27 protein-coding genes and 4 tRNA genes are annotated in these 26060 nt (G+C 39.4%); 9 read left to right on the top strand and 22 right to left on the bottom strand.

Annotated features, from left to right (window positions below; genetic code table 11):
- Positions 1–19 precede the first annotated feature (19 nt).
- The 5 genes from LEPBI_RS17015 (at position 20) to LEPBI_RS16995 (ending at position 6176) form a co-directional block, all read left to right on the top strand.
- The gene (locus LEPBI_RS17015; RefSeq protein ID WP_012476477.1) at positions 20–829 is read left to right on the top strand and encodes a TatD family hydrolase; all 810 of its coding nucleotides are present in this window, start codon (positions 20–22) and stop codon (positions 827–829) included.
- Positions 822–2078: a serine--tRNA ligase gene (gene serS, locus LEPBI_RS17010; RefSeq protein ID WP_012390382.1), complete on the top strand. Its 1257-nt coding sequence runs from the start codon at positions 822–824 to the stop codon at positions 2076–2078. The genes LEPBI_RS17015 and serS overlap by 8 nt, the downstream gene beginning before the upstream one ends.
- A gap of 377 nt (positions 2079–2455) precedes the next feature.
- The gene (locus tag LEPBI_RS17005; protein ID WP_012476476.1) at positions 2456–3727 is read left to right on the top strand and encodes an OmpA family protein; all 1272 of its coding nucleotides are present in this window, start codon (positions 2456–2458) and stop codon (positions 3725–3727) included.
- A gap of 42 nt (positions 3728–3769) precedes the next feature.
- Complete coding sequence (locus LEPBI_RS17000) at positions 3770–4624, top strand: substrate-binding periplasmic protein (protein ID WP_012390380.1); 855 nt, start codon at positions 3770–3772, stop codon at positions 4622–4624.
- 7 nt (positions 4625–4631) lie between these two features.
- A complete protein-coding gene (locus tag LEPBI_RS16995) occupies positions 4632–6176 on the top strand; it encodes an alginate export family protein (protein ID WP_012390379.1) in 1545 nt (514 codons plus the stop codon).
- A 20-nt stretch (positions 6177–6196) separates the two neighbouring features.
- Here the strand turns inward: LEPBI_RS16995 and recR are convergent, their stop codons facing one another.
- The 8 genes from recR to LEPBI_RS16950 form a co-directional block, all read right to left on the bottom strand.
- A complete protein-coding gene (gene recR, locus LEPBI_RS16990) occupies positions 6197–6805 on the bottom strand; it encodes a recombination mediator RecR (RefSeq protein WP_012390378.1) in 609 nt (202 codons plus the stop codon).
- Positions 6783–7148 carry a YbaB/EbfC family nucleoid-associated protein gene (locus tag LEPBI_RS16985; RefSeq protein ID WP_187148108.1) on the bottom strand — a complete coding sequence of 122 codons (366 nt, stop codon included), beginning with the start codon at positions 7146–7148 and terminating at the stop codon, positions 6783–6785. The genes recR and LEPBI_RS16985 overlap by 23 nt, the downstream gene beginning before the upstream one ends.
- Positions 7149–7168: 20 nt before the next feature.
- A complete protein-coding gene (gene dnaX, locus LEPBI_RS16980; protein ID WP_012476473.1) occupies positions 7169–8647 on the bottom strand; it encodes a DNA polymerase III subunit gamma/tau in 1479 nt (492 codons plus the stop codon).
- Positions 8648–8778: 131 nt separating this feature from the next.
- Positions 8779–8865, bottom strand: a tRNA-Ser gene (locus LEPBI_RS16975).
- A gap of 45 nt (positions 8866–8910) precedes the next feature.
- Entirely contained in the window at positions 8911–9351 is a 441-nt protein-coding gene (locus LEPBI_RS16970; RefSeq protein WP_012390375.1) for a nucleoside deaminase, read from the bottom strand.
- 1 nt (position 9352) lies between these two features.
- Positions 9353–9426 (bottom strand) — tRNA-Arg (locus LEPBI_RS16965).
- A 392-nt stretch (positions 9427–9818) separates the two neighbouring features.
- Positions 9819–9905, bottom strand: a tRNA-Ser gene (locus LEPBI_RS16955).
- A gap of 7 nt (positions 9906–9912) precedes the next feature.
- Positions 9913–9996 (bottom strand) — tRNA-Ser (locus LEPBI_RS16950).
- Between the two features lie 70 nt (positions 9997–10066).
- Between LEPBI_RS16950 and LEPBI_RS16945 the strand changes: the two genes are divergently transcribed.
- The gene (locus LEPBI_RS16945) at positions 10067–11218 is read left to right on the top strand and encodes a class I SAM-dependent RNA methyltransferase (protein ID WP_012390374.1); all 1152 of its coding nucleotides are present in this window, start codon (positions 10067–10069) and stop codon (positions 11216–11218) included.
- Between the two features lie 66 nt (positions 11219–11284).
- On the opposite strand, the gene LEPBI_RS16940 is transcribed toward LEPBI_RS16945, so the two are convergent.
- Genes LEPBI_RS16940 through LEPBI_RS16915 form a run of 6 tightly spaced genes read right to left on the bottom strand, consistent with a single transcriptional unit; the run spans position 11285 to position 15281 of the window.
- On the bottom strand, positions 11285–11485 hold the full coding sequence (locus LEPBI_RS16940) for a YgaP family membrane protein (RefSeq protein WP_041769922.1): 201 nt from the start codon (positions 11483–11485) through the stop codon (positions 11285–11287).
- A gap of 43 nt (positions 11486–11528) precedes the next feature.
- A complete protein-coding gene (locus LEPBI_RS16935; protein WP_012476471.1) occupies positions 11529–12407 on the bottom strand; it encodes an alpha/beta fold hydrolase in 879 nt (292 codons plus the stop codon).
- Entirely contained in the window at positions 12388–13407 is a 1020-nt protein-coding gene (locus tag LEPBI_RS16930; RefSeq protein ID WP_012390371.1) for a CE1 family esterase, read from the bottom strand. Before LEPBI_RS16930 ends, LEPBI_RS16935 begins: the two co-directional genes overlap by 20 nt.
- Positions 13404–13877, bottom strand: coding sequence for a WbuC family cupin fold metalloprotein (locus tag LEPBI_RS16925; protein WP_012476470.1), 474 nt, complete (start codon positions 13875–13877; stop codon positions 13404–13406). The genes LEPBI_RS16930 and LEPBI_RS16925 overlap by 4 nt, the downstream gene beginning before the upstream one ends.
- Positions 13855–14133, bottom strand: coding sequence for a hypothetical protein (locus LEPBI_RS16920; RefSeq protein ID WP_012390369.1), 279 nt, complete (start codon positions 14131–14133; stop codon positions 13855–13857). Before LEPBI_RS16920 ends, LEPBI_RS16925 begins: the two co-directional genes overlap by 23 nt.
- 41 nt (positions 14134–14174) lie before the next feature.
- Positions 14175–15281: a glycosyltransferase family 4 protein gene (locus LEPBI_RS16915; protein WP_226992831.1), complete on the bottom strand. Its 1107-nt coding sequence runs from the start codon at positions 15279–15281 to the stop codon at positions 14175–14177.
- 147 nt (positions 15282–15428) lie between these two features.
- On the opposite strand from LEPBI_RS16915, the gene folE reads away from it, so the two are divergent.
- Both folE and acs read left to right on the top strand, forming a co-directional pair.
- Complete coding sequence (gene folE / locus LEPBI_RS16910) at positions 15429–15980, top strand: GTP cyclohydrolase I FolE (protein WP_012390367.1); 552 nt, start codon at positions 15429–15431, stop codon at positions 15978–15980.
- A gap of 83 nt (positions 15981–16063) precedes the next feature.
- A complete protein-coding gene (gene acs / locus LEPBI_RS16905) occupies positions 16064–18028 on the top strand; it encodes an acetate--CoA ligase (RefSeq protein ID WP_012390366.1) in 1965 nt (654 codons plus the stop codon).
- 136 nt (positions 18029–18164) lie between these two features.
- Here acs and LEPBI_RS16900 read toward each other — a convergent pair whose 3' ends face one another.
- Positions 18165–19334, bottom strand: coding sequence for a tetratricopeptide repeat protein (locus LEPBI_RS16900; protein WP_012390365.1), 1170 nt, complete (start codon positions 19332–19334; stop codon positions 18165–18167).
- Between the two features lie 70 nt (positions 19335–19404).
- Here LEPBI_RS16900 and LEPBI_RS16895 point away from each other — a divergent pair, with 70 nt between their 5' ends.
- A complete protein-coding gene (locus LEPBI_RS16895; RefSeq protein ID WP_012390364.1) occupies positions 19405–21552 on the top strand; it encodes a sodium-translocating pyrophosphatase in 2148 nt (715 codons plus the stop codon).
- A gap of 124 nt (positions 21553–21676) precedes the next feature.
- On the opposite strand, the gene LEPBI_RS16890 is transcribed toward LEPBI_RS16895, so the two are convergent.
- The 7 genes from LEPBI_RS16890 to LEPBI_RS16860 are packed head-to-tail and all read right to left on the bottom strand — an operon-like array spanning position 21677 to position 26042.
- Positions 21677–22099, bottom strand: coding sequence for an Ig-like domain-containing domain (locus LEPBI_RS16890; RefSeq protein ID WP_012390363.1), 423 nt, complete (start codon positions 22097–22099; stop codon positions 21677–21679).
- 21 nt (positions 22100–22120) lie between these two features.
- A complete protein-coding gene (locus LEPBI_RS19295) occupies positions 22121–22528 on the bottom strand; it encodes a TRL-like family protein (protein ID WP_226992828.1) in 408 nt (135 codons plus the stop codon).
- 22 nt (positions 22529–22550) lie between these two features.
- The gene (locus tag LEPBI_RS19080) at positions 22551–22796 is read right to left on the bottom strand and encodes a hypothetical protein (protein WP_041769921.1); all 246 of its coding nucleotides are present in this window, start codon (positions 22794–22796) and stop codon (positions 22551–22553) included.
- Positions 22793–23110: a TRL-like family protein gene (locus LEPBI_RS16875; RefSeq protein WP_012390361.1), complete on the bottom strand. Its 318-nt coding sequence runs from the start codon at positions 23108–23110 to the stop codon at positions 22793–22795. The genes LEPBI_RS19080 and LEPBI_RS16875 overlap by 4 nt, the downstream gene beginning before the upstream one ends.
- Before the next feature lie 6 nt (positions 23111–23116).
- Positions 23117–23929 (bottom strand): hypothetical protein, encoded by an 813-nt coding sequence (locus tag LEPBI_RS16870; protein ID WP_012390360.1) that lies wholly within the window; start codon positions 23927–23929, stop codon positions 23117–23119.
- Between the two features lie 2 nt (positions 23930–23931).
- A complete protein-coding gene (locus tag LEPBI_RS16865) occupies positions 23932–24783 on the bottom strand; it encodes an SGNH/GDSL hydrolase family protein (RefSeq protein ID WP_012390359.1) in 852 nt (283 codons plus the stop codon).
- Entirely contained in the window at positions 24780–26042 is a 1263-nt protein-coding gene (locus tag LEPBI_RS16860; RefSeq protein WP_012390358.1) for a dicarboxylate/amino acid:cation symporter, read from the bottom strand. Before LEPBI_RS16860 ends, LEPBI_RS16865 begins: the two co-directional genes overlap by 4 nt.
- Between the last annotated feature and the right edge of the window lie 18 nt (positions 26043–26060).

Raw genomic sequence — 26060 nt, 5'->3', positions numbered from 1 at the left:
ATTACAAATCTTGCTATTTATGGGATATTCGACAATAGACACACATTGCCACTTAGACATAATTCGAGAACAAGGACAAAGCATTGAAGAAACCCTGGAGAAATCCCGAAAAGTTGGAGTAGACCGACTGGTTCAAATTGGCATTGATTTACCAAGTTCGAACGAAGCTGTTCGTATATCAGAAACATATTCTACAAATGAATTACAAATATCCTATTCGATTGGTTGCCACCCAACAGAAACACATGAATTTCCAAACGCAGACCAAATCTTAGAGTTAGCCAAATCCCGAATGTATGATCCGAAATTTTCAGCAATTGGCGAAATTGGTGTCGATTTGTATCATGATGCGAGCACTCGTTCCCAACAAAACGATGTTCTGCGAAAGTTTTTACAGTTTTCATCTGAATATAAACTTCCAGTTGTGATCCACTCACGTGATGCCTTCGCGGATACTTATGAAGCTCTCAAAGAATATAAAACCAAAGCTTTTGGTGTGATCCATTGTTTTACTTATGATTATGAAGCTGCAAAACAATTTGTGGACCTTGGGTATTACATTTCTTTTTCAGGAATTGTGACGTTTAAATCAGCGACCGATATTCAGGAAGCAGCCAAAAAAATTCCACTCGAATCAATGTTGATTGAAACTGATGCACCATTTTTATCTCCTATGCCACATAGAGGAAAAAGGAATGATTCCTCTCATTTACCTTTTGTTTTAGAAAAAATGTTTAACCTACGCACAGAACCCAATGCGGAAGTAGCAGATCGTATTTATCAGAATTCAATAAAATTTACAGAAAGAAAGGCCTATCACCATGCTTGATATCAATCGAATTGTTCAGAATCCAGAAGAGTTACTTTCCACCTTACAAAAACGTGGTGTAGTTTCTTCTGACATAGAAGCAAAGATCAAATCTGTTTCCGAAAAACAAAGAATACTCAAATTGGAAGTAGAGGAACTGCGTGCTGAACGAAACCGAGTCTCCAAAGAAATTGGAATCCAAAAATCGCAAGGAAAGGACATCACTGAAATTTCCAATTCGATGAAAGGTGTTGGCGACAGGATCAAATCCATTGAAGAAGAACTAACGAAAGAAGAAGAATCCTTACACGAGTTGAATTTGGGTTTACCAAACTTACTTGATCCATCTGTACCGGAGGGAAAATCGGAAGAGGACAATGTCCTCATCCGGCAATGGGGTGAAATTCCAAAACTTTCTTTCGAAGCAAAAACACATTTTGATATTGGTGAAAAATTAGGAATTTTCGATTTCGAACGCGGAGTGAAACTTTCTGGTGCAAGGTTTTACACCTATCGTGGGTTAGGTGCAAAATTAGAACGGTCATTGATGAACCTGATGCTTGATACTCATACTTCAGAAAATGGTTATGAAGAGATGTGGGTTCCTGTGCTTGTGAATGATGAATCCATGACTGCCACAGGTCAACTTCCCAAATTTGCAGAAGATTTTTATCGATTGGAAAAGGACGGCCTCAATCTCATTCCCACGGCGGAAGTTCCATTAACCAATTATTACCGCGATGAAATCATCCAAGAGAAAGAATTACCCATTTCCGTTTGTGCTCACACCTCATGTTTTAGACGGGAAGCGGGTTCTTATGGTAGAGACACAAGAGGTCTTGTAAGGGTCCATCAGTTTCAAAAAGTGGAACTTGTTAAATTTGTCGAACCAGAGAAATCAGGGGAAGCACATGAAAAGATGTTACAGGATGCAGAATCCATTTTGCAAAAATTAAAACTCCCGTATCGAGTGATGTTACTTTGTAGTAAGGATATGTCGAGTGCCTCCTCCAAAACCTATGATATCGAGGTATGGATGCCAGGACTAGGTCGATTTATGGAAATTTCTTCAGTTTCTAACTTCAAAGACTATCAAGCAAGACGCGGAAAAATTCGATACAAGTCAAAGGAAGGGAAAAACCTGCTCGTCCATACTTTGAATGGTTCTGGTCTTGCGATCGGTCGAACACTGGCAGCGGTGATCGAAAATTACCAATCCGAAGATGGAACCTTCCAAATTCCGGATGTACTAAAACCTTACATTCGTTAGAATTTATGGGCAGATGACCGAGGTGTCAAATGCCCATGAACAATTTTCATAGAGAATTAAACTCTAATTTTCCCATTCAGTTTCTAAATCGAATCAATTACCTTTTTGGAAATAAACATAATGCGATTATCTCGCGAAAATTGCGCGATAACCGTTATGGAAATAACACGCAAGCTGAAAGGTATAAATGTATGAGTATTATATCAAAGAAGATTGCGATTATTTGTGATAGATTTAATTCCCGAGCTGGAGGGAATAATTGCGTGGCGTTTAAATCGCAATCTCAGGGGAATAATTCTAATACAATTAACTCCCCGTTCCGCGAGAATAGACAAATTTCATGGATCCACTCCATGTATCGGAGTCTATCATCTACAATGAAAGTCTTACAATTTGTCCTTAGTTTCCAATTCCTCTGTGTTTTTTTGAATTTTTCCCTTCTTGCCCAAACAAACGATACCGAAGGATCTTTGTTAGTTGCGCCAATCCAAGGACCAATCAATTCAGAATTTCAGGAATTTGGACCAACAATGACACCTGATGCCAAAACATTATACTTCTATTCGAAAAGATCAAATCGAGGTTATACGGAGATATTCAAATCAAATCGGAAAAGTGACGGTAGCTGGGATTTTCCAGAAGAGGTGAGTGTTTTAAACTCTCCATTCGATGACCAAAGTCCCTTCATTTCTAGGGATGGAAAAACATTACTCCTTTCTTCCAATAGGGATGGTTCTGTTGAAGTGAGTTTACCTGATGGAAAGGTTGGGATCTCTAGAGATTTGTACGTTTCCAATTGGAATGGAAAAGATTGGTCGATTCCAGTAGCCTTGCCATCTGCCATTAATACGGAAGAGATAGAAGAAAATCCACACCTATTAGGGGACACTCTTCTTTTTACACGTTATCCATTTGGAAAACCAAATTTAGCAAAAGTATATTATAGCCAATTTAAAAATAACCAATGGACAAAACCTAAACTTTTGCCATCACCAATTAACGATGATTATGCAACCATTGCAGCAGCTTTTAATGATGATGGAAAGATTCTTTTTTTTGCATCAAACCGACCTGGCGGTTATGGTGGTTTTGATTTGTATATGGCAAAAATCGAGGGTGAAACCTTTACAAATATAGAAAACCTTGGATCACCAATTAACTCTCCTGAAGATGAAGCTTATATTGTTTTTCAACAGGTGAAAAAAACATTTTTGTTTTGTCGAAGAGTAGACGGTAAGTCATTTGATATCTTCACAGCGTCTGTTCCTAAACAAGAAAATTTAGTACAAAAGAAATTAGAGGAAACTAAAAAAATCTCTCTAGATTCTGTGTATTTTGAAAGAGCGTCTTCCGTATTAAAATCTGAATCCTCTATTCCACTTGATTCTATCGTGGACTATTTACACGAAAATTCAGATCAAAAAATGAAAATCATAGGTCATACTGATTTAACGGGTACATACGATGATAATATGGTTTTATCAAAAGAAAGGGCGGAATCCGTTAAACAGTATTTAGTCTCCAAAGGAGTGGATCCCAACCGATTGGTAACGGAAGGAAAAGGTCCAACCCAACCTATGGTCCAGGGGACAGATGAGGCTTCGTCTAAAAAAAATCGGCGAACTGAATTTGTCCTATTGAATCCATAATTTTTCCTTGCCGATTCTATTTCGGAAAAGAAGGTTAATTGGATGTCCCCTCTTTACCGTAAGTTCATTTGGGCTTTTGTCAGTTTCACACTATTTGCCTCAACAGTCTTGTTGGGTCAGACGAGTCCTACACTTGAAAAAATCCGAAAAACAAAAACTTTAACGGTATCGGTAAATGAATTTTATGACCCTTTTTACATTGAAAATCCAAACGAATTTTATCCAGGTCTTGATGTTGAATTAGCGCAAGAATACGCAAAATTTCTAGATGTAGATTTAAAAATCATTCCATTACGAACTTTCGATCAACATGCCAGAATGTTGGAAAAAGGTGACACTCAAATTGCAATGGCTGGGATCTCATCTTCCATCAACCGTTTTAGAGATGTATATTTTACAGATCCATATCTAGTTTCCACTCCGGCGGCACTGGTGAATCGTACAGCGCTCCCCCCAGAGCCTGAAGGTCAAATTGTAACGGTCCAATTATTTCGTAATTTAAATGACCTAACAAACATTACGGGAATCTCTTATTCTGTACTTGCAAATAGTTCGAACCATCAATTTTTGCGGGAAGCATTTCCGAAAGCACAGGTGTTTTCCTATTTCACAAATGAAGCTGCATTAAGCGAATTGAAGAAAAACAATGTAAATGCTTTTGTTGCTGATTCGTTTTTTATACAAGCTTTATTACAAAAAGATTCTTCTTTGCTCGCCAATTACTTACCAATTTTAGGCGTTGTGCAAGAAGACCATATCAGTATGGCTGTTGCCAAAAGAGATATTGAATTTTTATACAACCTAAATTTCTTTATTAAAGAATTGAAGCGAACAGGCAAAATCCAACAGTTAATCAATAAATATTTCAAATCCAACAAATGGGTGAAAAAAGAATAAATTCAAAATGTTAACACGTTTATTTTCTGTTACGATATTAGTTTTGATTCCTTTCTTTTTTCTTTCTGCCCAAGAAGAAGAATCACAGAGAACGATCATGAATTTTAATGGATCGTTTCGTGTGAGAGCAACGAATGTTGGACGTGATGTTTTGTTAGAAAGAAAAACTCCTGTCACTCCCATCACAAATTTAGAAAAGGAAGAAACTGAAAGAGTCCAATCAGAACAGCAAACAATCCAATCAGATTTGGAACGTAGGCAACAAGGATTACCCAGTCAAATCACTCGCCGAAAAGAAGATGTGAGTTACTATGATTCTCGTTTTCTTTATAATATGAGTTTTTCGGCAAACAAATATGTGGAAGGTATTTGGGGAATGCAAGTGGGAGATATTCCCTTTGGTGGACGAGGTCTTAGGGCAACGGGTCCGGATGGATTTGATCCAGGTCTTGTTGGTCCGGGTTCTGGTGGGGAGAGAGGGAGGACAGCAGCAGTCAATGTACAAACAAACCTCCTCTATTTAAATTTTCGAATCCCAGAATCGGGATTATTCATCAAAGTAGGCCAACAATTATTTAGTTCCGCACAAGGACGGGTTTTATTTTCCACAGGGACTGGTGTTAGTATTTTAAAAAATTTCCAATTCCTTAGATTGTCATTGGAAGGTGGAGTCCTTCGAGCGCGTGATCAAAGTTTTTTGGATGTCGATAAAAACGGATTCGCAGATAAAAATTATCAAAGTTCAAATATCTATTATAATCGTATGAAGTTTGAATACTTTCGGAACATTCGGAATGAAGTGTATGCCTACTTTTTAGATGATAACGACAAAACCGATAATGAAACAGCAAGACTTGCTTGGTATGGACTCCATAATGAATTCAATTTTCAGAAATTTTCCTTCATTGTGCATGGAATTCTAAATACTGGAATTGTGAAAAAGTTAAATGCTATAAATGACTCCAATGATGTAACAATTTATAATACAACTCGACGACATTATATCAAAGGTGGTATGTATGATTTCCAATTTACTTATCGCTGGAATGAGTCTTTAAACTTTAACTTAATTGCTCTTGGTACAACAGGCCGACCTGGTTATGATGAAAATGGACAAGAGGCAAACTTAAAAGGAAATGGATACCGAACTCTTGCTCCAGGATTTTCAATTTCAAACATTGCTACTGACTTTACTGGTGGTTATGCATTGTTCAATGGATCTAGTTTTTCTGGATTGAATGAATACGGTTTGTACTCCAATATCATTGCCTTTAGTCCTTACCAATTTACGTTCGGTTACTATCAATTATGGGCAACGAAATCGCCTGAAATTCGTATCAATAGAGAATTTAGCGAACGGAATGGTTATCGAACTTCAACGTATATGGGTATGGAATACAACTTCAACATTCGTTACAACGTAACCTCTGATTTCCAAATCATTTTTCGTTCGGGTTATTTTGTGGCTGGGGATGCATTATTTGTACTTCTAGATTCAAAGTACGGTCGTGTGTTACGAGAAGCCTTTATCGTATTTGAACATCGATTCTAAAATGTATTTTATCAAATTCCTTACAACGTCAGTCTCGATTTAATTGCCTTACCTAAAGTGTATTGGTCGGAATATTCCAACGTTCCACCAATAGTAATCCCGTGAGCTATCCTTGTGATTTTAATTTCCATTGGTTTAATGACTGTCGATAGATAAGATGCAGTTGCGTCCCCTTCAAGAGTAGGATTTGTAGCAATTAATACTTCTTTGATATTTCCTATATCCAAACGTTGCATCAATTGTTTGATACGTAATTGTTCTGGTCCAATTCCATCCAATGGTGAGATAGCACCATTTAGAACATGGTATTTACCGGAGTATTCCTTTGTGTTTTCTATAAAGAAAATATCTTCTGGTTGTTCCACGACACATAAAATTCCATTATCTCGCCTGTCTGACAAACAAATCGAACAAATCGAATCTTCTGTTAATCCACCACAGTCATCACAAAATCGAAGTTTGGTTTTTGCTTCTTCGATATGATTGATCCAAGATTGGAAGGTAGATGGATCCATACGTAAGATATGAAATCCAATTCGAGTTGCACTTTTTTTTCCGATTCCAGGTAGGCTCGAAAAAGCTTGGATGAGTTTTTGGAATTGAGGATCAGACAGGTGGGAACCCTCCATCCTTTTGAAATTGGTTGAAGACTCCTTCAAAATCACTTGGATTGAAACCTAAAACATTTTTCATTTCATGCGCCATCGTTTCTTTTGCTTTTCGCTGCACTTCGTTAGTGGCGGACAAGATCAGGTCTTCTAACATCTTTTTATCATCAGCATTGAACATGATAGGGTTAATATTTAAGTTGGTAAGGGTTCCATCAGCAGTTGCTGTCACCTCCACCATACCTGCCCCCGCGGAAGCAGTGACTCGGATTTGAGCCAATCGTTTTTGTAATTCTTCCTGTTTTTCTTTGATGTTACCCAGTTGCGAAAAAGCTTCCCGCATTTGTTTCATTTGATCAAAAATTCCCATACTTACCTTTGGACTTATAAATTTTTAAATTGGTTAGGATCCACTTCCATACCGGAAAATTTTTCCTTTAATAGTTTTTCCATATCTTCTGGAGATGACGGAGGTGTGGATATTGGTTTGTTTATGGATTGTGATTCTGATTTGGATGGTAATGGATTTGAATCCATATTTTCATTTTGTTTAGTGTGATTGGAATCGATTTGATCGTTTTCCTTCTGTGCTGTGGTAGTTGGTTCTTTTTTTTGTGTGGCGGATTGAGTTGGTGGAGGAGTAGATATTTTTTTAACCGGCTCTACTGACTCTGGAATGTTACTCAGATCACCTTGCACAAGTTTAGTAAGTTCTGAAATTTTAGCGAGTAATCCAGATACACTAGGTTTTTCGCGATCCAAAATCAGTTTTCGAAATTGGATTTCCAAATACACTTTCATCTCGTAAGAACTACGTAGTTTCATCAGATTTAATTTTTCGTGAATGGAAAAAATTCTTTCTGCGAGTAAAACCAATATCTCCCGATCAAGTTCCCGGTAGTTTTGTTTGAGTTTCTGTAAGTCTTCATGGGGAATATTGATGGATTCACGGTCAGCGAGATTGTCTTTGATTAACAATAAAGAGTTTAAAAATTCAATAAAATCCCAAATGAACTTACTTAAATCGATACCCGCTTGGAATAAATTTTCTAAAGTTTCAAAAATTTGGGCACTTTGAGAGGTATCAATCAATTGGTTTAGAAAATCAGTAAAGGTATCGATCCCATGATACCCAATCATTTTACGAAGTTTAACGCCAGTTAAGTTTCCATCTGTAAAAATGACAGCTTGTTCCATGAACGATAAGGTATCTCGTACAGAACCATCACCTTTTTTTGCGATCCAAAATAAACCTTCGGAATCGTATTTTAGGCCTTCCTTTGTGCAAAGAGTTTCTATGTAGTTTTGTAAAACTGTCACGGGAACTTTGCGAAAATGGAAGTCTTGGCATCGGGATAAGATGGTCTCTGGAATTTTGTGATACTCGGTGGTTGCTAAAATAAAAACTACATGGGCTGGAGGTTCTTCCAATGTTTTTAAAAGCGCATTAAAAGCAGCTCCACTTAACATATGCACTTCATCTAAAATATAAACGCGGTACTTACCACCCATTGCATTGAATTTCACATTTTCTCTTAGTTCTCGAATGTTATCCACACCACTGTTGGAAGCGGCATCAATTTCAAAGACATCATTAGAATTTCCTTTTGTGATTTCCAAACAAGAAGTACATTCGTTGCAAGGTTCTACTCCATCAGGCCTTTCACAGTTGAGTCGTTTGGCTAAAATTCTTGCGATAGTTGTTTTTCCCACACCACGTGGTCCAATGAAGATATAGGCATGCCCTATTTTTTTTGATTTAAATGCGTTTTGTAAGGATCCGACTGCGAGGTCTTGGTAAATTACATCGCGAAAGAATTGTGGTCGGTATTTTCGAAAGAGTACTTGGTGGTTTTCGCTCATTTGGTCCGTATTCAACTTACTGAATGCTTCGAATCTTTCAGTTTCCCTTTGAGTATGAAATTTCCTAACTTAGAGGCAATGAAATTATTTTGAAAGGAAGGAGTATTTTAGAGTGGAAAGGAAGGAAAAAGTGGCGGAGAGACCGGGATTCGAACCCGGGGTGCTTTTGGCACACATGCTTTCCAAGCATGCACAATAGACCACTCTGACATCTCTCCAGTGATTTCTACTGGCTTCCATAAAAAGAAACGGTCTTTAGAATTCTACCTTTTCTCTTTGAAAAAACTCAGAAATTCAAATTTTATGCGCGACTCTGGAATGAGAGTGCATTTTGGAAAATGATTCAGCAGATAAATTGATTCGGTTGTGTAAGAGGAAATACCTTCTCCCGGCTTTGCCGGTAGAAAATAGACCACTTCTGGAAGTTTCACCCGCACAACGGCACCCGCACAAAGAATACATGGCTCAAGAGCAGTGATGAGGATATGTTCTGAAAGGTATCTACCATCCACATGAGACAATGCCTTCTCAATTGCTAAAATTTCGCTATGTTTAGTCGGATTTAATGTCTGTTCGACGGAATTAAAAGAAGAGGAAACTAAGTTTCCATCCTTTGTGATGATTTCAGAATAAGAGGGAATTTCGTTTTTGTACTTGGAAACTTCTATCGAATATCGTTTTAGAAACGATTCATAGAAATCCACGCGCGCCCAAGAGGATTTGAACCTCTAACCTTCTGATCCGTAGTCAGATACTCTATCCAGTTGAGCTATGGGCGCAATGAATGCTTGGAGCATTTTTACCCAGTCCAAAAGAACGGGTATCACTATGGTTTTTTGCAAGCGGATGGAGTAAATCAAAAATCCCCCAATTCCTAGATAAAGTAAGATGGAAAGGAGGTGGATGGTGGCGGCTAAATAAAGACCCAGAAACGGTAAAAAGGAAAGTATCTGCGCGAGAACTAATCCAAGTAAAAACAAACAGGTATTAATTGCAGAATACAAAGAAATGGTTACAAATTCTGGAAATTGGCGTTTCCAAGTGAAAATGGGAACCCAAGAAAAAAACAAAGGAAGTACGGCAAAAATTTTAGCTGCTTCATCTGTCAGGATGTAGGTCTTAATTTTTTCGAATTTGTCTTTGATTCGGGTGAATTTCATGGCGGTAACAACGGAGACGCAGGGATTCGAACCCTGGGTACGATTGCTCGTACGACGGTTTAGCAAACCGCTCCTTTCGGCCACTCAGGCACGTCTCCAGCGACTCGGAGAAGGTAGGATTCGAACCCACGGTGGGATTACCACGACGGTTTTCAAGACCGCTGCTTTAGACCACTCAGCCACTTCTCCAAGAGTACCTATCCGTTATGTTAAATGCGAGTGCAGTGTCAATTGAATATTCATTGAATGGTCTAAGTGGATGGAAAAGTTGCAGATTAAATTAGAAAAATGGGTCAATGGAGGCTACTGCCTCGCTCACCATGATGGCCATGCAGTGTTCATTGAAGGTGGTCTTCCCGGTGAATTGGTAGACATAACTCTGACCAAACAAGGGAAGAAGGAATGGTTTGGAGTTGTTACATCGGTTTTGGAACCTTCCAAATTCAGAATTCCGTCGGACTGTCCTGTGTATTTGGAGTGCGGTGGTTGCAGTTATCGTCATCTCCCCTATGAAGAAGAGTTGAAACTCAAAACCAATTTATTGGAATCCATGTTTCCCAAGTGGAAAGGCAAAACAGACGTAATCTTTGGACCAATGGAAGGTTATCGGAATAATGTCCAATGGCAAGTTGTTGGAAACGAAATCGGTTTTTTTGAGAAAAATACCCATCAGATCGTTTCAAAGACGTCCACACTTTGTAAAAATGTCGATAAACGTCTATTAGTTGAAGATTCGAAAACCTTCCTGACCCAAAATACTAAACACCAAAAGAATCACACAAATCATAACCAAAAGTTTGGGAGATCCATTTCACTTAGGCTTTCCAAAGAAAAAATTGTACAATATGATTTAGAGGAAACGGAAATAGAGGTTCTTGGAACTCAATTAAAAGTACCGGCAAAAGGGTTTTTTCAAATCAACCAGTTCCTTTTAGAAACATGGTTAAAAAAAATGAAAAGCTTACTTCCGGAATCCTCAAAAGTTTTAGAATTATTTTGTGGTTGTGGTACGATTGGAATTGCACTCAGAGAGAAAATAACTTCTCTGTATGGAATCGAATCCCATGACAATAGTATCCAATATGCAATTGAAAATGCGAAACGGAATGGAACAAATTCCTATCAATACGTGACGAAGGACTTGTACAAAGGTTATCTTCCAAAAGAACTCAAACAATACGCAATTTGGATTGTCAATCCTCCACGCTCTGGATTATCCAAAGGGATCATTGATTCCACAACCAAATTAAAACCCAAAATCATGATCTATTCAAGTTGTAATCCAAGCACATTACAACGGGATTTACGTTTATTAGAAGCGGTGGGCTACCGAATGGACAGTATGAGTCTTTTTGATTTTTTTCCGAGGACCAATCATTATGAAGTACTCGTTCGGCTAAAAAGAGGATAAACAAAACAACTCACTTTTGTTGGAGTGAGTTGTGGTTCTGTTTTTACAAAAGTGAAATCATCACCTTTATTTCTCTTTTGTGGATATTTTGAATGGTAAGTAGGCAGGACAAAATCCGATGGCAGAAGTAGCAATCATTACAAGTCCGACCACAAATAATACGATTGCTGTCGTTCCTTCCACTACTCCACCCAAATACAATCCACCTAACACAAGTCCTACAACAACACGAATGATTCGATCGTATAATCCCATATTTTGAAACATAAATAGTCTCCTTTCAAGATGAGACGATAGATTTAACAAAAAACTACTTATTTTTTTCCAACCACTCTAAGACAAGTTTGGTGACCTCGTCCCTTTTTTCCCAGTGGAGGAAATGCCCTGCGTGATCAAATCCAATCTTACGAAATCCCCTTGGGAAATCAGATTCATCGAGTAAGTGTTCAAACAAATTTTTATGAAAACATCCATCGTTCAAACCGTAAAGCACTTGGGTGGGGACAGTGACATTGGTATCAAAAATCCCAACGATACTTTCGCGTCCTGATTCCGTAAAAAGATCATTTAAATTCCGGTAATAAGCAAGGGCTGAGGATAGGATTCCCGGGTTTTGGAAATTGGCTTTGATTTCAGCAAGATGGTCTTGGTTTGGAGTGAATCCAGGTGACCAATCTTTCCATAAAAAATCAACGAGAGCAAACTGATTGGTGCGAATCGTTAATTCAGCGATGTAGGGAATTTGGAAAAGTGCTACATACCAAGAATGTAAGGTTTGCAGTGGAGCCCATAAAAATGAATCTTGGAAGGTTTTGAGAAGAGGAACACTCAAACTTGTGATGGACTTGATTCGATTTGGATAATACATACCAGCGGCATACGCAATGATCGCACCCCAATTATGACCCACCAAGTGAACTTTGTCCCAACGCCTGTCATCCATCCAACCAAGCAAGTCCTGAACCAAATCTACCACATGTAATTTGTTTGCATGAGAAATGGTGGAAGGTTCATATCCTCGCATAACAGGTGCAATGCAATGAAATCCTTTTTTCCCAATGGTTTCCATGATGGGAGAAAAAGTTTTGTGGTTATCGGGAAACCCATGTAAAAATAGAACTGGGTCACCAGAACCTGTTTCCAGTGTGGTAAAAACGGTGGATGAATTTCTAATTTCCGAATGATGCATTGTCTACCAACTTTTCTTTAGAATCGGTCCTTCGGAAAAATTGTATCACAATCTCTCGTGTATCCAAGTCCTTACTTAAATATCCGTACTGTTTTTCATTTTGGTAAAAAAATCCATTGGGCCAAATATGACCTCCACCCGGGATCAAATACCCTTCCACAACTTCATCCGTGGAACAATCAGAGAATTTTGTGTATTCGATATCACGTTTCCAAAATTTGTTTAAATGTCTTTTTTTTGCTTTCGACTCCTCTTTGCAGGTAAAATTGGAACTCCAAAATTTCAGAGAATCAGTAAAGGATAAAACTTCACCTGCGGGGATCCGACTGGCATTGGGACTCATGTCTTTTGGGATGGAAACAGTACCACCAGAATAGGGAATCACATCGTCTGCTGTACCCATGATAAAACCAATGGATTTTGCTCTGGGACTCGGACAAATTTCGACAAGACCTTTCGAGGTGACAGCGGCAACAGAATAAACAGATCGAAATAAATCATCTGCTTCGCATAACAAACGTTGTGTCATAAATCCACCGTTGGAAATCCCAACGGCATGGATACGGCTATAATCAACAGGAATTTTTAAATCAATGAAACGAACCATGTCTCGAAAAAATTCTACATCTTTGGTGTTTCGTTTGTCTGTCAGAGAGTGAGCGATCTTACGTCCATCATTCCAACGGTTCGCGTAACCATCTGGATAAACCGCGATAAATCCATATTCTTCCGCTTTCTCCGACATTCTGGAAAGGTAAATCATACCTTCCCCACTCCCGCCACCGCCATGCAAAATGAAAACAACGGGAAGTTTGGTTTCAGAGCGATTCTTAGGAATGTAGTACCGAAAGGTACGAACAATCCCATCCGAAACAATAGACTCCAATGTATGGTCTTTCACGGGAACCACAGAAGGTAAAGATTTACAAAAAAAGGAAAAGGGGATCATCAATATAAGGATTAAATGGAGACGAAAGATTTCATATCTGTTTCGAATCATACAAAGAGTGACTCAAAATGTTGGATGGTTTCCACTACTTTCGGATCTCCCTCTAACGGGAATTTGGGGTGGAATTCTTTGTCTACGTTTGGGTCATACGGTCCTGATTTCCCTTCAAAACAAACGGCTGTATCCGTAAGACAAACCAAACTATGCCACACACCTGGTTGCAGGTCGATCCCACGTTTCGGTCCCTTGGAAGAAAGTTTATGGAATTCTTGGAGATCTCCATTTTCCTGAAAGATTAAAAAACCGATTTCGCCTTCGAGCACAACAAAGGTTTCCGGTTTTGGATCCGACAAATGTCTGTGAGGTGAAATGTAAGTATTTTTTGATAAAACATTCAGAAACCTTTGGTACACTTCCTGTGGTTCGTGAAAGTTGTGATTGGTGCGTTTTCGTTCTGCGTTTTTTGCTTTTGTGACGAGGGATCCGATTAAATCAGAATCAATGATTTGTATTTCCTGCAAGTTGACCTTCCAATTCCTGCTCGATGAAGGCTAACATATCCGGAACACAGGCCGTACAAGTATCAGCCGCTCCCATCTCGCGGGCGACTTCTAGTATGGGGCGATTCGTTTCTTTGACAACATTTAAGATGGATTCAAAGAAAACTTCTGCACAGTGACACTTGATCATGGTTCTGAGAATCAGTCTCGAAGTTTTCCAAAAACTGACAAGTACTTTTGGAGCGAAAAATATAGATTTTTTTGTTTTGAATTCCAATAGGAAAGCGCTGTTTCCCTTCGTTCCTTGGGGAAGGGACTCTAATTGCTTTCGGTTTCTTTTGTTTGGTGAACTTGGTAGTATGGTTTTAGGACATTTTTCCAAAGGAAACGATGAGAATTTTGGATTCCTTTCGTTTGGAATGCTTTTTGCCTCTTTCCATCCGAAAGGAGGGCAAGCAGATTCAATTGGAAACTCTCATCATCATTTGGATCAAAGTATTCGGCAGAATCCAGCAACACTTCAGGAAGGACACTGGCATTGGAAGAAAGGACAACCGTTCCCATGGCTTGTGCTTCGAGGACAGGAAATCCAAATCCTTCAAAGAGAGATGGATAGAGAAATAAATGGGCTCCTTGGTAAGCAAGGGGTAACAAATCGTACGGTAAATGTTCTAAAAAATAAATCCGATGGGGATTTTGTTTTTGAAAGGTTAACAATTCTTCTGGGATTTCTTTACTGATCCCACCAATGACCAGGGGTAGTTTCAGAGACTGTTTTTTCCATAGTGACTCTAGATTGGACAATAAAAAAGGAAAGTTTTTATGTGCCTTTCCTATCCCAACTGTAAAAAGATACTCTTTTGGTAATTGGAATTCTTTGAGAAAGGCATTCACCTTTGGCTGTGGTCGCTTTGTAAAATTGTTTAGATCGATTCCGTTAAAAACAACTGTTATTGTTTCCCTACGATACCCAAAACATTTGATCAAATCATCTTTTGTGTACTGAGAGACAGCGATGATGTGGCGTGCAAACCACTTGATGGAACGGAGTACGATTTGTAAGTACAATCGTTTGAGAATGGAACCATGAGCCTCTTTGAAATGATAAGGGATCAAATCATGGATGGTAACAATGCATTTCCTAAGGTAACGAAGTGGCACATTGAAATGAGGGATGTCTAAGATATCCATCTCTGCCATTTGAGGATGGCCGAAAAATTCCTTTGGAGAATAGATGGGGGTAAAATAGGGAATAATTTTAGCGTGTTTTGGTAGATCGTATTTGTTTAAACGGTTGGGATCTCCAAAGATAAAAAGTTCAGCTTCTTTAGATGGGATAGGCCAAAATTTTAAGATATGTTGGATGCGAATTCCAATCCCAGAATTTTCGATCATCCTTGCATCATAGCCAATTTTTTTTTGCATTTGATTGATGATTATGTCCTTTCTAACCAAAAAAAGGAAATGTGTCTTTTCCTTAAGAGTCAAGTCTAGTCAAATAACTAGTGAATATTCTGCATTCAAATTTTGAAAGGCAGGTACACAAGGAACTTACTTTCAAAAAGGAATCGGATGGAAAACTTAATCGAAGAAATCCTAAAACAAATTGGTGAAGATCCAAACAGAGAAGGTCTCGTCAAAACTCCTAATCGAGTGAAAAAAGCTTATGATTTTTTAACGAGTGGGTACAAGGCAGACATCAACCAATTGGTCAATGGCGCCATTTTTGAAGAAAATACCACAGGTATGGTTTTGGTTCGTGATATTGAAATGTATTCCTTATGCGAACACCACTTACTCCCTTTTTATGGAAGGGCTCATGTCGCATACATTCCCAATAAAAAAATCATTGGGATCAGTAAAATTCCACGAATCGTAGATGTGTTTGCCAGAAGACTGCAAGTACAAGAAAGACTTACCGACCAAATTGCACAGGCCATCCAAGAAACATTGGACCCTTTGGGTGTTGGTGTTGTCATCAAAGCAAAACATTTGTGTATGATGATGCGAGGAGTCGAAAAACAAAACTCAGAATTATTCACTTCCAGTTTGCTTGGTCTCTTCAAAACGGATCCTACTACTCGAAGCGAATTTTTAGATCTCATCCGAACCGGATCGCACTAAGTTCAATTTTTAAATTCTTTTTTTTCGATTCATGCTGGACTTTTTTTTAAAAAAGTTCAGTCTTTCTCCACTAGAGGGACACAATGCCGAAAGAAAGAATCGTGGCACCATCCAAAGAATTTGCCAAACTTGCAAACGTTAGCTTAAAAGAATACAAATCCAAATACAAAGAATCCATTGAAAAACCAGAGAAATTTTGGGCAGAACAAGCAAAACGCCTAACATGGTTTAAAAAATGGACCAAAGTTCTGAGACACGACTTTGCAAAAGCAAAAGTAGAATGGTTTGTGGGGGGAAAACTCAATGTCTCTTATAATTGTTTAGACCGCCACCTTGACTCTCCCTTAAAAAACAAAGCCGCTCTCATATGGGAAGGTGACAATCCCGACGAATCCAAAGTCCTCACCTATCACGACTTACATAGAGAAGTGAATCACTTTGCCAATGTACTAAAAAAATTCAAAGTGAAGAAAGGAGACCGAGTTCTCATCTACCTTCCGATGGTCCCAGAACTTGCCATCGCCACACTTGCTTGTACTCGCATCGGGGCCGTGCATTCCGTTGTCTTTGGGGGATTTTCTCCAGAAGCACTCCTTGGTCGTATCGAAGATTGTAAACCAACTCTTGTCATCACAGCCGATGGTGGATACCGTGGTGGCAAACCCATCGAACTGAAAAAAAATGTCGATGCTGCCCTCGCTGAAACCAAATTCAAAGTGAATGATGTGATTGTCGTCAAACGAACGGGTGATGAAGGCAATCTCAATTGGAAAGAAGGTCGTGACCATTGGTATCACTACCTCATGAAAGACCCTGAAGTGAAAAAAGAATGCCCCGCTGTTCCTATGGAATCGGAAGACCCACTCTTCATCCTTTACACATCTGGTTCCACGGGAAAACCAAAAGGGGTCCTCCATACCACCGCCGGGTATTTGTTAGGTGCCAATCTAACATTCGCTACTATCTTTGATTACAAAGACACGGATACATACTGGTGTACGGCAGACATTGGTTGGATCACGGGTCATAGTTATATATTGTATGGACCACTCTCCAATGGTGCTACTTCCTTGATGTTCGAAGGGGTTCCGAGTTACCCTGACATGGGTCGATTTTGGGATGTGATTGATAAATACAAAGTCACCGTATTTTATACCGCACCGACGGCCATTCGGGCACTCATGCGAGAAGGTCTAGAGCATATCAAAAAGCGATCACTCGCATCACTGCGGTTACTTGGTTCTGTGGGAGAACCCATTAACCCAGAAGCTTGGGAATGGTATTATGCTAATATTGGAAAATCGAAATGCCCGATTGTGGATACATGGTGGCAAACAGAAACTGGATCCATTATGATCTCAGGGATTCCGGGAGCCATTCCGCAAAAACCAGGATCGGCCAGTTGGCCATTTTATGGAATCCAACCAGTACTTGTGGACAACGAAGGGGTGGAACTGAAAGGCAAAGGTGAAATTTCAGGCAATCTTTGTATCGCGAAACCTTGGCCTTCGATGATGCGCGGAGTGTATGGAGATCCGAAACGATTCTTTGATACCTACTTCTCTCAATTCAAAGGCTATTATTTCACAGGGGATGGGGCCAATCGTGATAAAGAAGGATACTTTCGCATCACAGGGCGAGTCGATGATGTCCTCAATGTCTCAGGGCATCGGATTGGATCGGCAGAAGTGGAAAGTGCCCTTGTGGAACACAAATCGGTGGCGGAAGCGGCTGTTGTGGGTTTCCCACATGACATCAAAGGCCAGGGAATTTATGCCTATGTCACGGTGAAACAAGGGGTTGTCACAAACGACCTACTGAAAAAAGAACTCATTGCGATGGTGGAAAAGGTGATTGGAAAAATAGCGAGGCCAGATGTGATCCATTGGGCCCCAGGACTTCCTAAAACTCGGTCTGGTAAAATCATGCGTCGAATTTTACGGAAGATTGCCAATAACGAATTTGATACGTTAGGTGACATTAGTACACTTGCCGATCCATCCGTTGTCCAATCGTTAATTGATGATAAGAAGAAATACCATAGTTAAGAGAAATGACAGAGTAGATTGATTTCCTAACTTTGCATTTCTCAAGGCGTTGGTTAGGAAATTTTTTGAATCAGAAGGTATAATCAAAAATTACGAATGTCTCTTTCGAAACGAAACTCTGACCAGATACATAGATTTACAATTCCTGCGGGAGAGCGGCAAACGGTCCCATCACTCGCAGGAATTCTGATTCTTCAAATTCCAAATCCCTTTCTCGCAGTCGTTTTCTATATTCATTCGTTTTGTCCGTATCTCGGGTGGAAAACCAGTAAATGCAAAACAGTAAATACTCTCTGTTTTTACGATAGGTTGACATATGGTTTTCTAATTCTGTCGCTGTGAGATTTTTTTGATTTTGGAAATCTTTGACAAGGGAGTCAATTGCCAAGGTATCACGGTCTTTTCCGAGATTCGCATAACTTTGGCGTACGAGAAATAAAATTTCTTTGGCATCGGAATTGGGATCATATTTCAAAAGGTTATAGAAACCTCGGCGGAACAAACTGAGTGCTTCCAAATACCTTTCTTTTTCTTGGAGGTAAACTCCATACCGTGTGAAGTATCTCGTTTCTTTCAAAAACACAGTGGCTGTCCAAATGTAGGCTTGTTCCAGTAACTCGGAATTACGTCCGCGCCTTGCCAGGATCAATGTTTCATACATTCCTTCTTCTCGTGGGAAATAAACCAAGTATCGAAGGCTCAAATCATCTGCTTCTTTCCATTTTCTGTTTTTGATATTTTTGAGAAGGCTTGTTTGCAGTGCTTCCTTTTCCGAATCAAAGGTTTTGTCATTTTCCAAAATTTGCATATAGGATTCGTAATCAGTTTCGAGTCCGAGTTGTCTGGAAAGAATCGCGGCAAGATACAATCTGTACTTAGCTTTGGGTTTTTGTTCTAAATAAAATTTCGTATAGTATAAGGATTCTCTCGGTTTTTTCTCTTTTTCATAAAAATCTGCGACAAACAATACCAAATCCAATTGGTCTTTTTTTCGTTTGATGGATTCTTCGTAGGCATGGATCCCATCAAAGACCTGTCCCAGTTTCATATGGGCCTGGGCTTGTAGATTGTAATACCGGTAGTCTGGGTCAGGATTCAGTTCTTTGGCTTTGATGAGAAAATCGAAAGCTTTGGCTGGTGTTTCTTGGACAATTTTGTCCTCGGCCATACGAAGCAGGTCCTCATAACCATAAAAGGCTTTAACGGGATTTAGGGCTTCTGGTTCCGCTAAAATTGGGTACAAGGGCAGAAATAGACTTGTTACCAGAACACTAAATTGCCATATTCTCCTAGACCGAAGTATCATCTATGGATTCTCATCGGTCATCTTCTAAAATATCTTAGAAATACAAATAAACAATCTCAAAGAGGATCTCATGAATGTAGAGTTAATCATTATCGTCATGGCGCTTGTCTCCATAGCCACGGCGATTTTCTACGCCGCGAGGGTAATACGTATCCAAGTGGGCGTAGATGGTGGCAATCAAAAAGAAACCGCCAAATTAAAAGAAATCTCCGCCGCGATCGCAGAAGGGGCAATGGCCTTCCTTCTCAGAGAATACCGAGTCATTCTGCTTTTTATCAGCTTCATGACAGTTCTCATTTACCTTCTATTAGATAACCCCAATACAGAATTCAATGAAGGCATTTATACTTCGATCGCTTTTGTATCAGGAGCCCTCATTTCCTGCCTTTCTGGCTTTATTGGAATGAAGATTGCGACCGCAGGAAACGTGAGAACAGCCCAAGCGGCAAAAACTTCCCTTTCCAAAGCGTTCCGAGTGGCATTCGACTCGGGAGCGGTGATGGGATTTGGTCTCATCGGTCTTGCCGTTTTAGGTATGATTGGTCTTTTCCTACTTTTCACAGGTGCCAATCCGACAGTTGCCAAACACATCCTGATGGAATCCCTTGCCGGTTTTGGTCTTGGTGGATCTTCGGTTGCCCTCTTTGGTCGTGTGGGTGGCGGAATTTATACGAAAGCCGCTGACGTAGGTGCTGACCTTGTTGGAAAAGTGGAAAAAGGAATCCCAGAAGATGACCCTCGTAACCCTGCAACCATCGCGGATAACGTGGGAGACAACGTAGGTGATATCGCGGGTATGGGTGCTGACCTTTTTGGTTCTGCTGCGGAAGCCACTTGTGCGGCCCTTGTGATTGGTGCCACAGCATCTGCACTTGCGGACAATAACTCTGCACTTTTATACCCACTTTTGATCTCTGCGATTGGGATCCCAGCGTCTCTCATCACAACTTTTTTTGCACGAGTGAAAGAAGGTGGAAACGTAGAAAAAGCATTAAAACTACAACTTTGGATCTCTACTTTCATCGTTGCGGGTGCATTGTATTTTGCAACTGACATCTTCATGATCGATAGTTTTCAAATCGGCGACAAAACCATCACAAAATGGAATGTATACACTTCAGTCGCATTAGGTTTGTTTGCTGGTATGTTCATTGGTTGGATCACAGAAATTTATACTTCCCACTCGTACAAACCAGTGCGTGAAGTAGCAGATGCATGTGAAACAGGCGCGGCAACAAACATCATTTATGGTTTGGCGCTTGGTTATAAGTCCACTGTTGTTCCTGTCATTTTACTTGTGATTGTCATTGTTGTTTCTAATATCCTTGCTGGTATGTATGGAATCGCCATTGCAGCCATTGGTATGATTTCTACTATCGCGATTGGTCTTACCATTGATGCATATGGTCCAGTGTCTGACAACGCCGGTGGAATCGCTGAGATGGCAGAACTTGGAAAAGAAGTGCGTGATCGAACTGATACTTTAGATGCAGCAGGAAACACCACTGCCGCTGTTGGTAAAGGATTTGCAATTGGATCTGCGGCTCTCACTTCCCTTGCACTTTTTGCTGCCTTTATCACAAGAACACAAAATGCTTCCAAAGAAATGGGTGAAGGTGCGATTGATTTAACTTCTATCGAACTTCTCGATCCATTGGTTTTTGGTGGTTTACTGTTTGGAGCAATGCTTCCTTTTATTTTCTCTGCGATGACGATGAAGTCTGTTGGGAAAGCAGCTCTTGATATGGTAAAAGAAGTTCGTCGCCAATTCAAAGAGATCCCTGGTCTTATGGAAGGAACAGCAAAACCTGAGTATGCAAAATGTGTGGATATTTCCACTTCTGCGGCTCTCCGTGAAATGATCCCTCCAGGTCTCCTTGTTCTCCTTAGCCCTATCGTTGTGGGTTATTTATTTGGAGTGAAGTCTCTTGCCGGCCTACTTGCAGGTGCACTTGTTTCTGGTGTGGTGCTTGCGATCTCTTCTGCCAACTCTGGTGGAGCTTGGGACAACGCTAAAAAATACATCGAAAAAACTGCTGGTGGAAAAGGTTCTGAAAAACACAAAGCAGCAGTGGTTGGTGATACAGTTGGTGATCCGTTCAAAGATACATCAGGACCTGCGATCAACATTCTCATCAAACTAATGGCTATCACATCACTCGTGTTTGCTGAGTTTTTTGTCACAAAAGGTGGAATTGTTTTAAACTTCTTCAAATAAGAATTTAAATTACAATCCAACGATTTGGTTCCATCATGATTGAAAGAACCAATTCAAACCTATGGATTCATTTAGATCCATAGGAATGTTTGAGAAGCCGGCGGAAACGTCGGCTTTTTTAATTTTACAGAGTGGTAAAACTAAAACTGGTGTTGGTCCCGAGTGTGAGACCAAAAGTAGATTGGATGTTTTGCCCGAGAGTGATGGTGTAAGTTACCCCTGACGTCAAGGCACTCGTGGGTGTGAGTGTGATGGTTCGGTTGGAGGATCCACCTGTGAGACTTGGACAGGACGGGGAACATGTGATGTTGGTATTGATAGAAGTAGGTTCAATGGCCTGTGTCATCACAATCGTGATGGTAGGGGTTAAGGCGACTCCGGTGGCGCCGTTCGTAGGAGAGGTGGATTCAATGGTGAAAGTTTCCGAAGTTTGTGTGATGAGCGGTAATACCAAGATACCCAAAAGAGAGGGAGAAGGTTTGGGAACACATTGAAAGGTCAGCAAAACAAAAACGAATAGGATTCTGATTTTTTTCCACATGACCATTGGCTCTGTACTTAGTTTCGACTAAATCCCCTTGGTTACCGTACATAGTTTTGCGTAAATCCCGAGGAAATTATAAGTTTCTAATTCAATGGACGTAATTTCTTTGATGTTTCCTTGCTTTTGGGCCGTCTCGATGGAGGCATCTCCCAAGGCAATGAGTCCAAGATAGGATTTCGCACAGGAAAACCCTTCCTTAGTCGCAGAGTTTCCGGTTTCCATGAGTGAAATCCTTTGGTTTTCATAAAGTAACCCTTGGGTTCCAAATCCTGAACTTGCACATTGTAGGAAAACAAAGGGTAAGATAAAAAGGCAAACCTTACGAACCAATCGGGAATGGAATCGATCAAGGTGAGGTTTTTGAACAGAATGGATCAGAAAAAACTTTTCTTTCGAAATGGATTTGATTTTGGAAATAAATTGCAGGTTCACTAAAAGAGTTTGGTGTCGTGGATTACTTTTGGAGTTCTTTGTCCAAAAGATTGGAAAGTTTATTTTGTAAGAGGATGATATCATCATACAGTTTTTCAATCTGTTCTTCTTTTTTCCGAATTTTCTCTGCGAGAGAATCGAGAGATTTATTATGTTTGGTATTTTTTTTCGAATGAAATTCTTTGAGTTTAGATTCAATTTCCTCATAAATCAAACCACTCTTTAATTCTTTAGAAAACTCCTTCAGTGAATCGATGTTTTGTTTCATATACCAGTGATCCGAAGACACAATTCTTGGAAAAAGAAATATTGGTTTTTGTAATAATGGTCCAGGCTATGAATTTCTTTGAAACGCTTTTTTTGCGAGACCCAGTCATAACTCGCATTGCCTACACTCACGAGTCCGAAGTAATTGGTGGTACAAGATTCTACAAATGTTTCACCGGGAACTGGAGCTTTTCCCGGTGAAAACCAACCCGATTGCCCTTTGTTTTGGAAAAGGGTGATCGATGGATTTCCTATTTGGATGCTAAGACAATTTACTAAAAAAAATATCCATAATAGGCAAATGGAAACCTTCATGTGATGTTAGTTGGTGTCAAAAAAGTAAAAATAGGAAAATCGAATCCCTCGATCAATCGCATTGTCTGCTTTTGGAAGCACACCTAATGATAAACTAAAACTAAATGTTCCCAAACTTTCAGTATTCATTGATACACCAGGATAAAAATTAAAGTATCTAAGATTTTTATCTGCAGTTTTATCCACGGGTTCTCTGTATTCTAATTCCGTAAAGATTCGGATGGAATCAGCAATTGCAAAACTTGGAGCCACGCCAACTTGGTAGTATCGTTTGAATTCTTCGAGTTTGGATTCTCTTCCATGTCTGTTCGTTTCGGATTGGAAACGGAACTCTGTCATAATTTGAAAAATGCCATACTTATAACCCAAACCAAAGTTTGGTCGGATTAAATAATAATCAGGATTTTCATATTCACGAAATAAGGAGTTTCGTTTTTTATCATAAACTCGTAATCCACCACCAATTAAAAATTGAGAACTACCCATTTCGAAAATTTTACCATACTTGAGACCAACATTGTATCGGTCCCATGTGACTTCTTTTGTTGTATCCGTTTGAGAATACTCAGTTCGACCCAAAGAGGAAATCACGGAGAAGGAGTCACTGAACTTATATTCACCTTCAATACTAGCATTTTTGTTAATTTCTTTAACCTGGTTAAAGTCTTTATCCCAATAACCTAAGCTTCCTCTTACTTTTGAATAAACAGCAACTGGTTCAATTTGTAAGGGATGAGCAAAACCTTTGTTATTGTATTGAGAATAAATGTTCGATGCAAATGTAAAAAATAAAATCAAAACTAAATATATCTGTTTCATTGTTAAAATCCTATATTCGTGACTGGGTAAATCAATCTGGCTAACTTATCAGCAAGTAAAGTGTATCCTAAGTTATTTGCATGGATACAATCCAACATCAATTCAGCTCGAGAGTTTGGTTTACCACCTAATGTATTTCGTAAGTCAACATAAATAAGAGATGGTTCCTCTCTTGTGATCTCAACTAGTAGGTTATTAAAAGCATCAAGCTGAGTGGAAGTAAACACCGCAGCATCTGGCACAATCAACCCTATGCGGTCAAATTTTGTTTTGCAACCTTCATCAGATCCAGCTATTGCCGCAGGCATATATGGATTTGGATAATCGTAACCATGTATGATCCATTTAATAGGAGGTCCTCCGAAACGAGCAATTTTATATGCGTTTCCAGTAATAATGAGTTGTTTCAAATTGGCTTTGATTCTTGCAAACCGTTGAGCTTGCACTGCGTCCACATTTCCAATATACTCGTTTAAGTTGGCTTGGATGTCATTTCCACCTAACGAAAGTAACACAACTTTCATGTCGGCTCCACCTTGGTCAATGACTTGGAATTGAAGTCCTTGGCTTACTACCTGTTGTAATGTTTTACCGCCAAGAGTAGCCCCAGCGAATTGGTAGTTAAATCGATTTTCTAACTGTGGTCGAAGTGTTTCGACAATTGGGAATCCCAATAATATATCAGTCCAACTGTCTCCGATGATTCCTGTTTTTGCAGGCGTTTCTCCATCGCAGATCGCAAAGGAGGTACAAAGGAGATTGGTTTCTAGGTCATTGAGAGGGTCTTTTTTTTTGTCACAGTGAATCAAAAATAAAGAGATACCTATCAAAACTATTAATCTTATATTTTTCATAATTGTTTTTCTTCCTTCCAGATATGGTCCATGATAAAAGCGCACGAGAGATCGCCGGTCAGATTTACTGAAGTTCTACACATATCCAAAAACCGGTCAACACCAAAAAGAATGGTGATCCCTTCGATAGGAATGTGAAAGGTATAAAGGATAGATGACAAAATCACAAGGCCAACACCAGGGGTCGCCGCGGTTCCAATCGAAGCTGCCGTTACAGTTCCAGCTAACAAAAACAACTCTACTGAACTTAATTCAATTTGGTACACTTGGCTAAGGAAAACTGTGGCTACGGCTTGGTATAAGGCTGTTCCGTCCATATTGATTGTGGCCCCGAGTGGGAGAACAAAATCGGCAACTGATTCTTTTAACCTTAACTTTTCTTTGGCTATCTTTAATGAGTATGGCAAAACAGAACTGGAACTAGACGTTGAAAAACCTAAAATGGGAATTTCACGGATTTGATTGAAAAATAGAAAAGGATTTTTTTTGGTAAAAAAGAAAACCATGAAACTGTAAAAAACAAGAATGAGGCAAAGTCCACCTAACACTGTCAATATATAGGTCAAAAGACCAAACACTAATGAAAAACCAATTTGGATCATCGCATAACTCATCAATCCGAAAACTGCGAGTGGTGCCAGTTTCATCGCAGTAGAAACGACCCATAAACAAAAACTTTCTAATGAATGGCAAAACGCTTTGAGTGCTGTTCCTGATTCTTTTGAAGTGAGAAAAAAAACCCCAAGAATCATTCCTAAAAATACAATTGATAACATCTGTTGTTTCGACCAAACATTCACAATATTCTTCGGAATGATATTTGCGATGATTTCTGGAATGGATTCTTCTTTTTCCTTTTTCTCCAGTGTGCTCATTGGATTTGTAATGGTTTGAGTTTGGATTTTAGATTGGATTTGGTATCCAGGTTTTGTAACTGTTGTGAGTGAAATCCCGATACTCACCGAAACGATTGTTGTAAAAATAAAGTAGAATAATGTTTTACTTCCTAAACTCCAGAGATCCTTTAAATTTTTTAGACTGGATACACCAAGTGCAATGGATACTATCACAAGTGGGATCATGATCATTTGCAGAAGATTTAGGAATAGATCACCTGGAAGTTTTAACCAACTTAAATATGGATTGATCGCGTCAGAAGTAATAAATCCTGTTTCCGGATTTAATAAAATTCCTAATGCTAAACCTAACACTAAAGAGATGAGAATTTGTTTCCAAAAGGCAATTTTGGGAAGGGACATTCCCCAATTTTTTAAATT

It is taken from the genome of Leptospira biflexa serovar Patoc strain 'Patoc 1 (Paris)' (genome assembly GCF_000017685.1).
GTDB classification, from domain to species: Bacteria; Spirochaetota; Leptospiria; order Leptospirales; family Leptospiraceae; genus Leptospira_A; species Leptospira_A biflexa.
The sequence above is the reverse complement of the archived record's forward strand: the minus strand, read 5'-3'. Positions and strand labels throughout refer to the sequence as shown.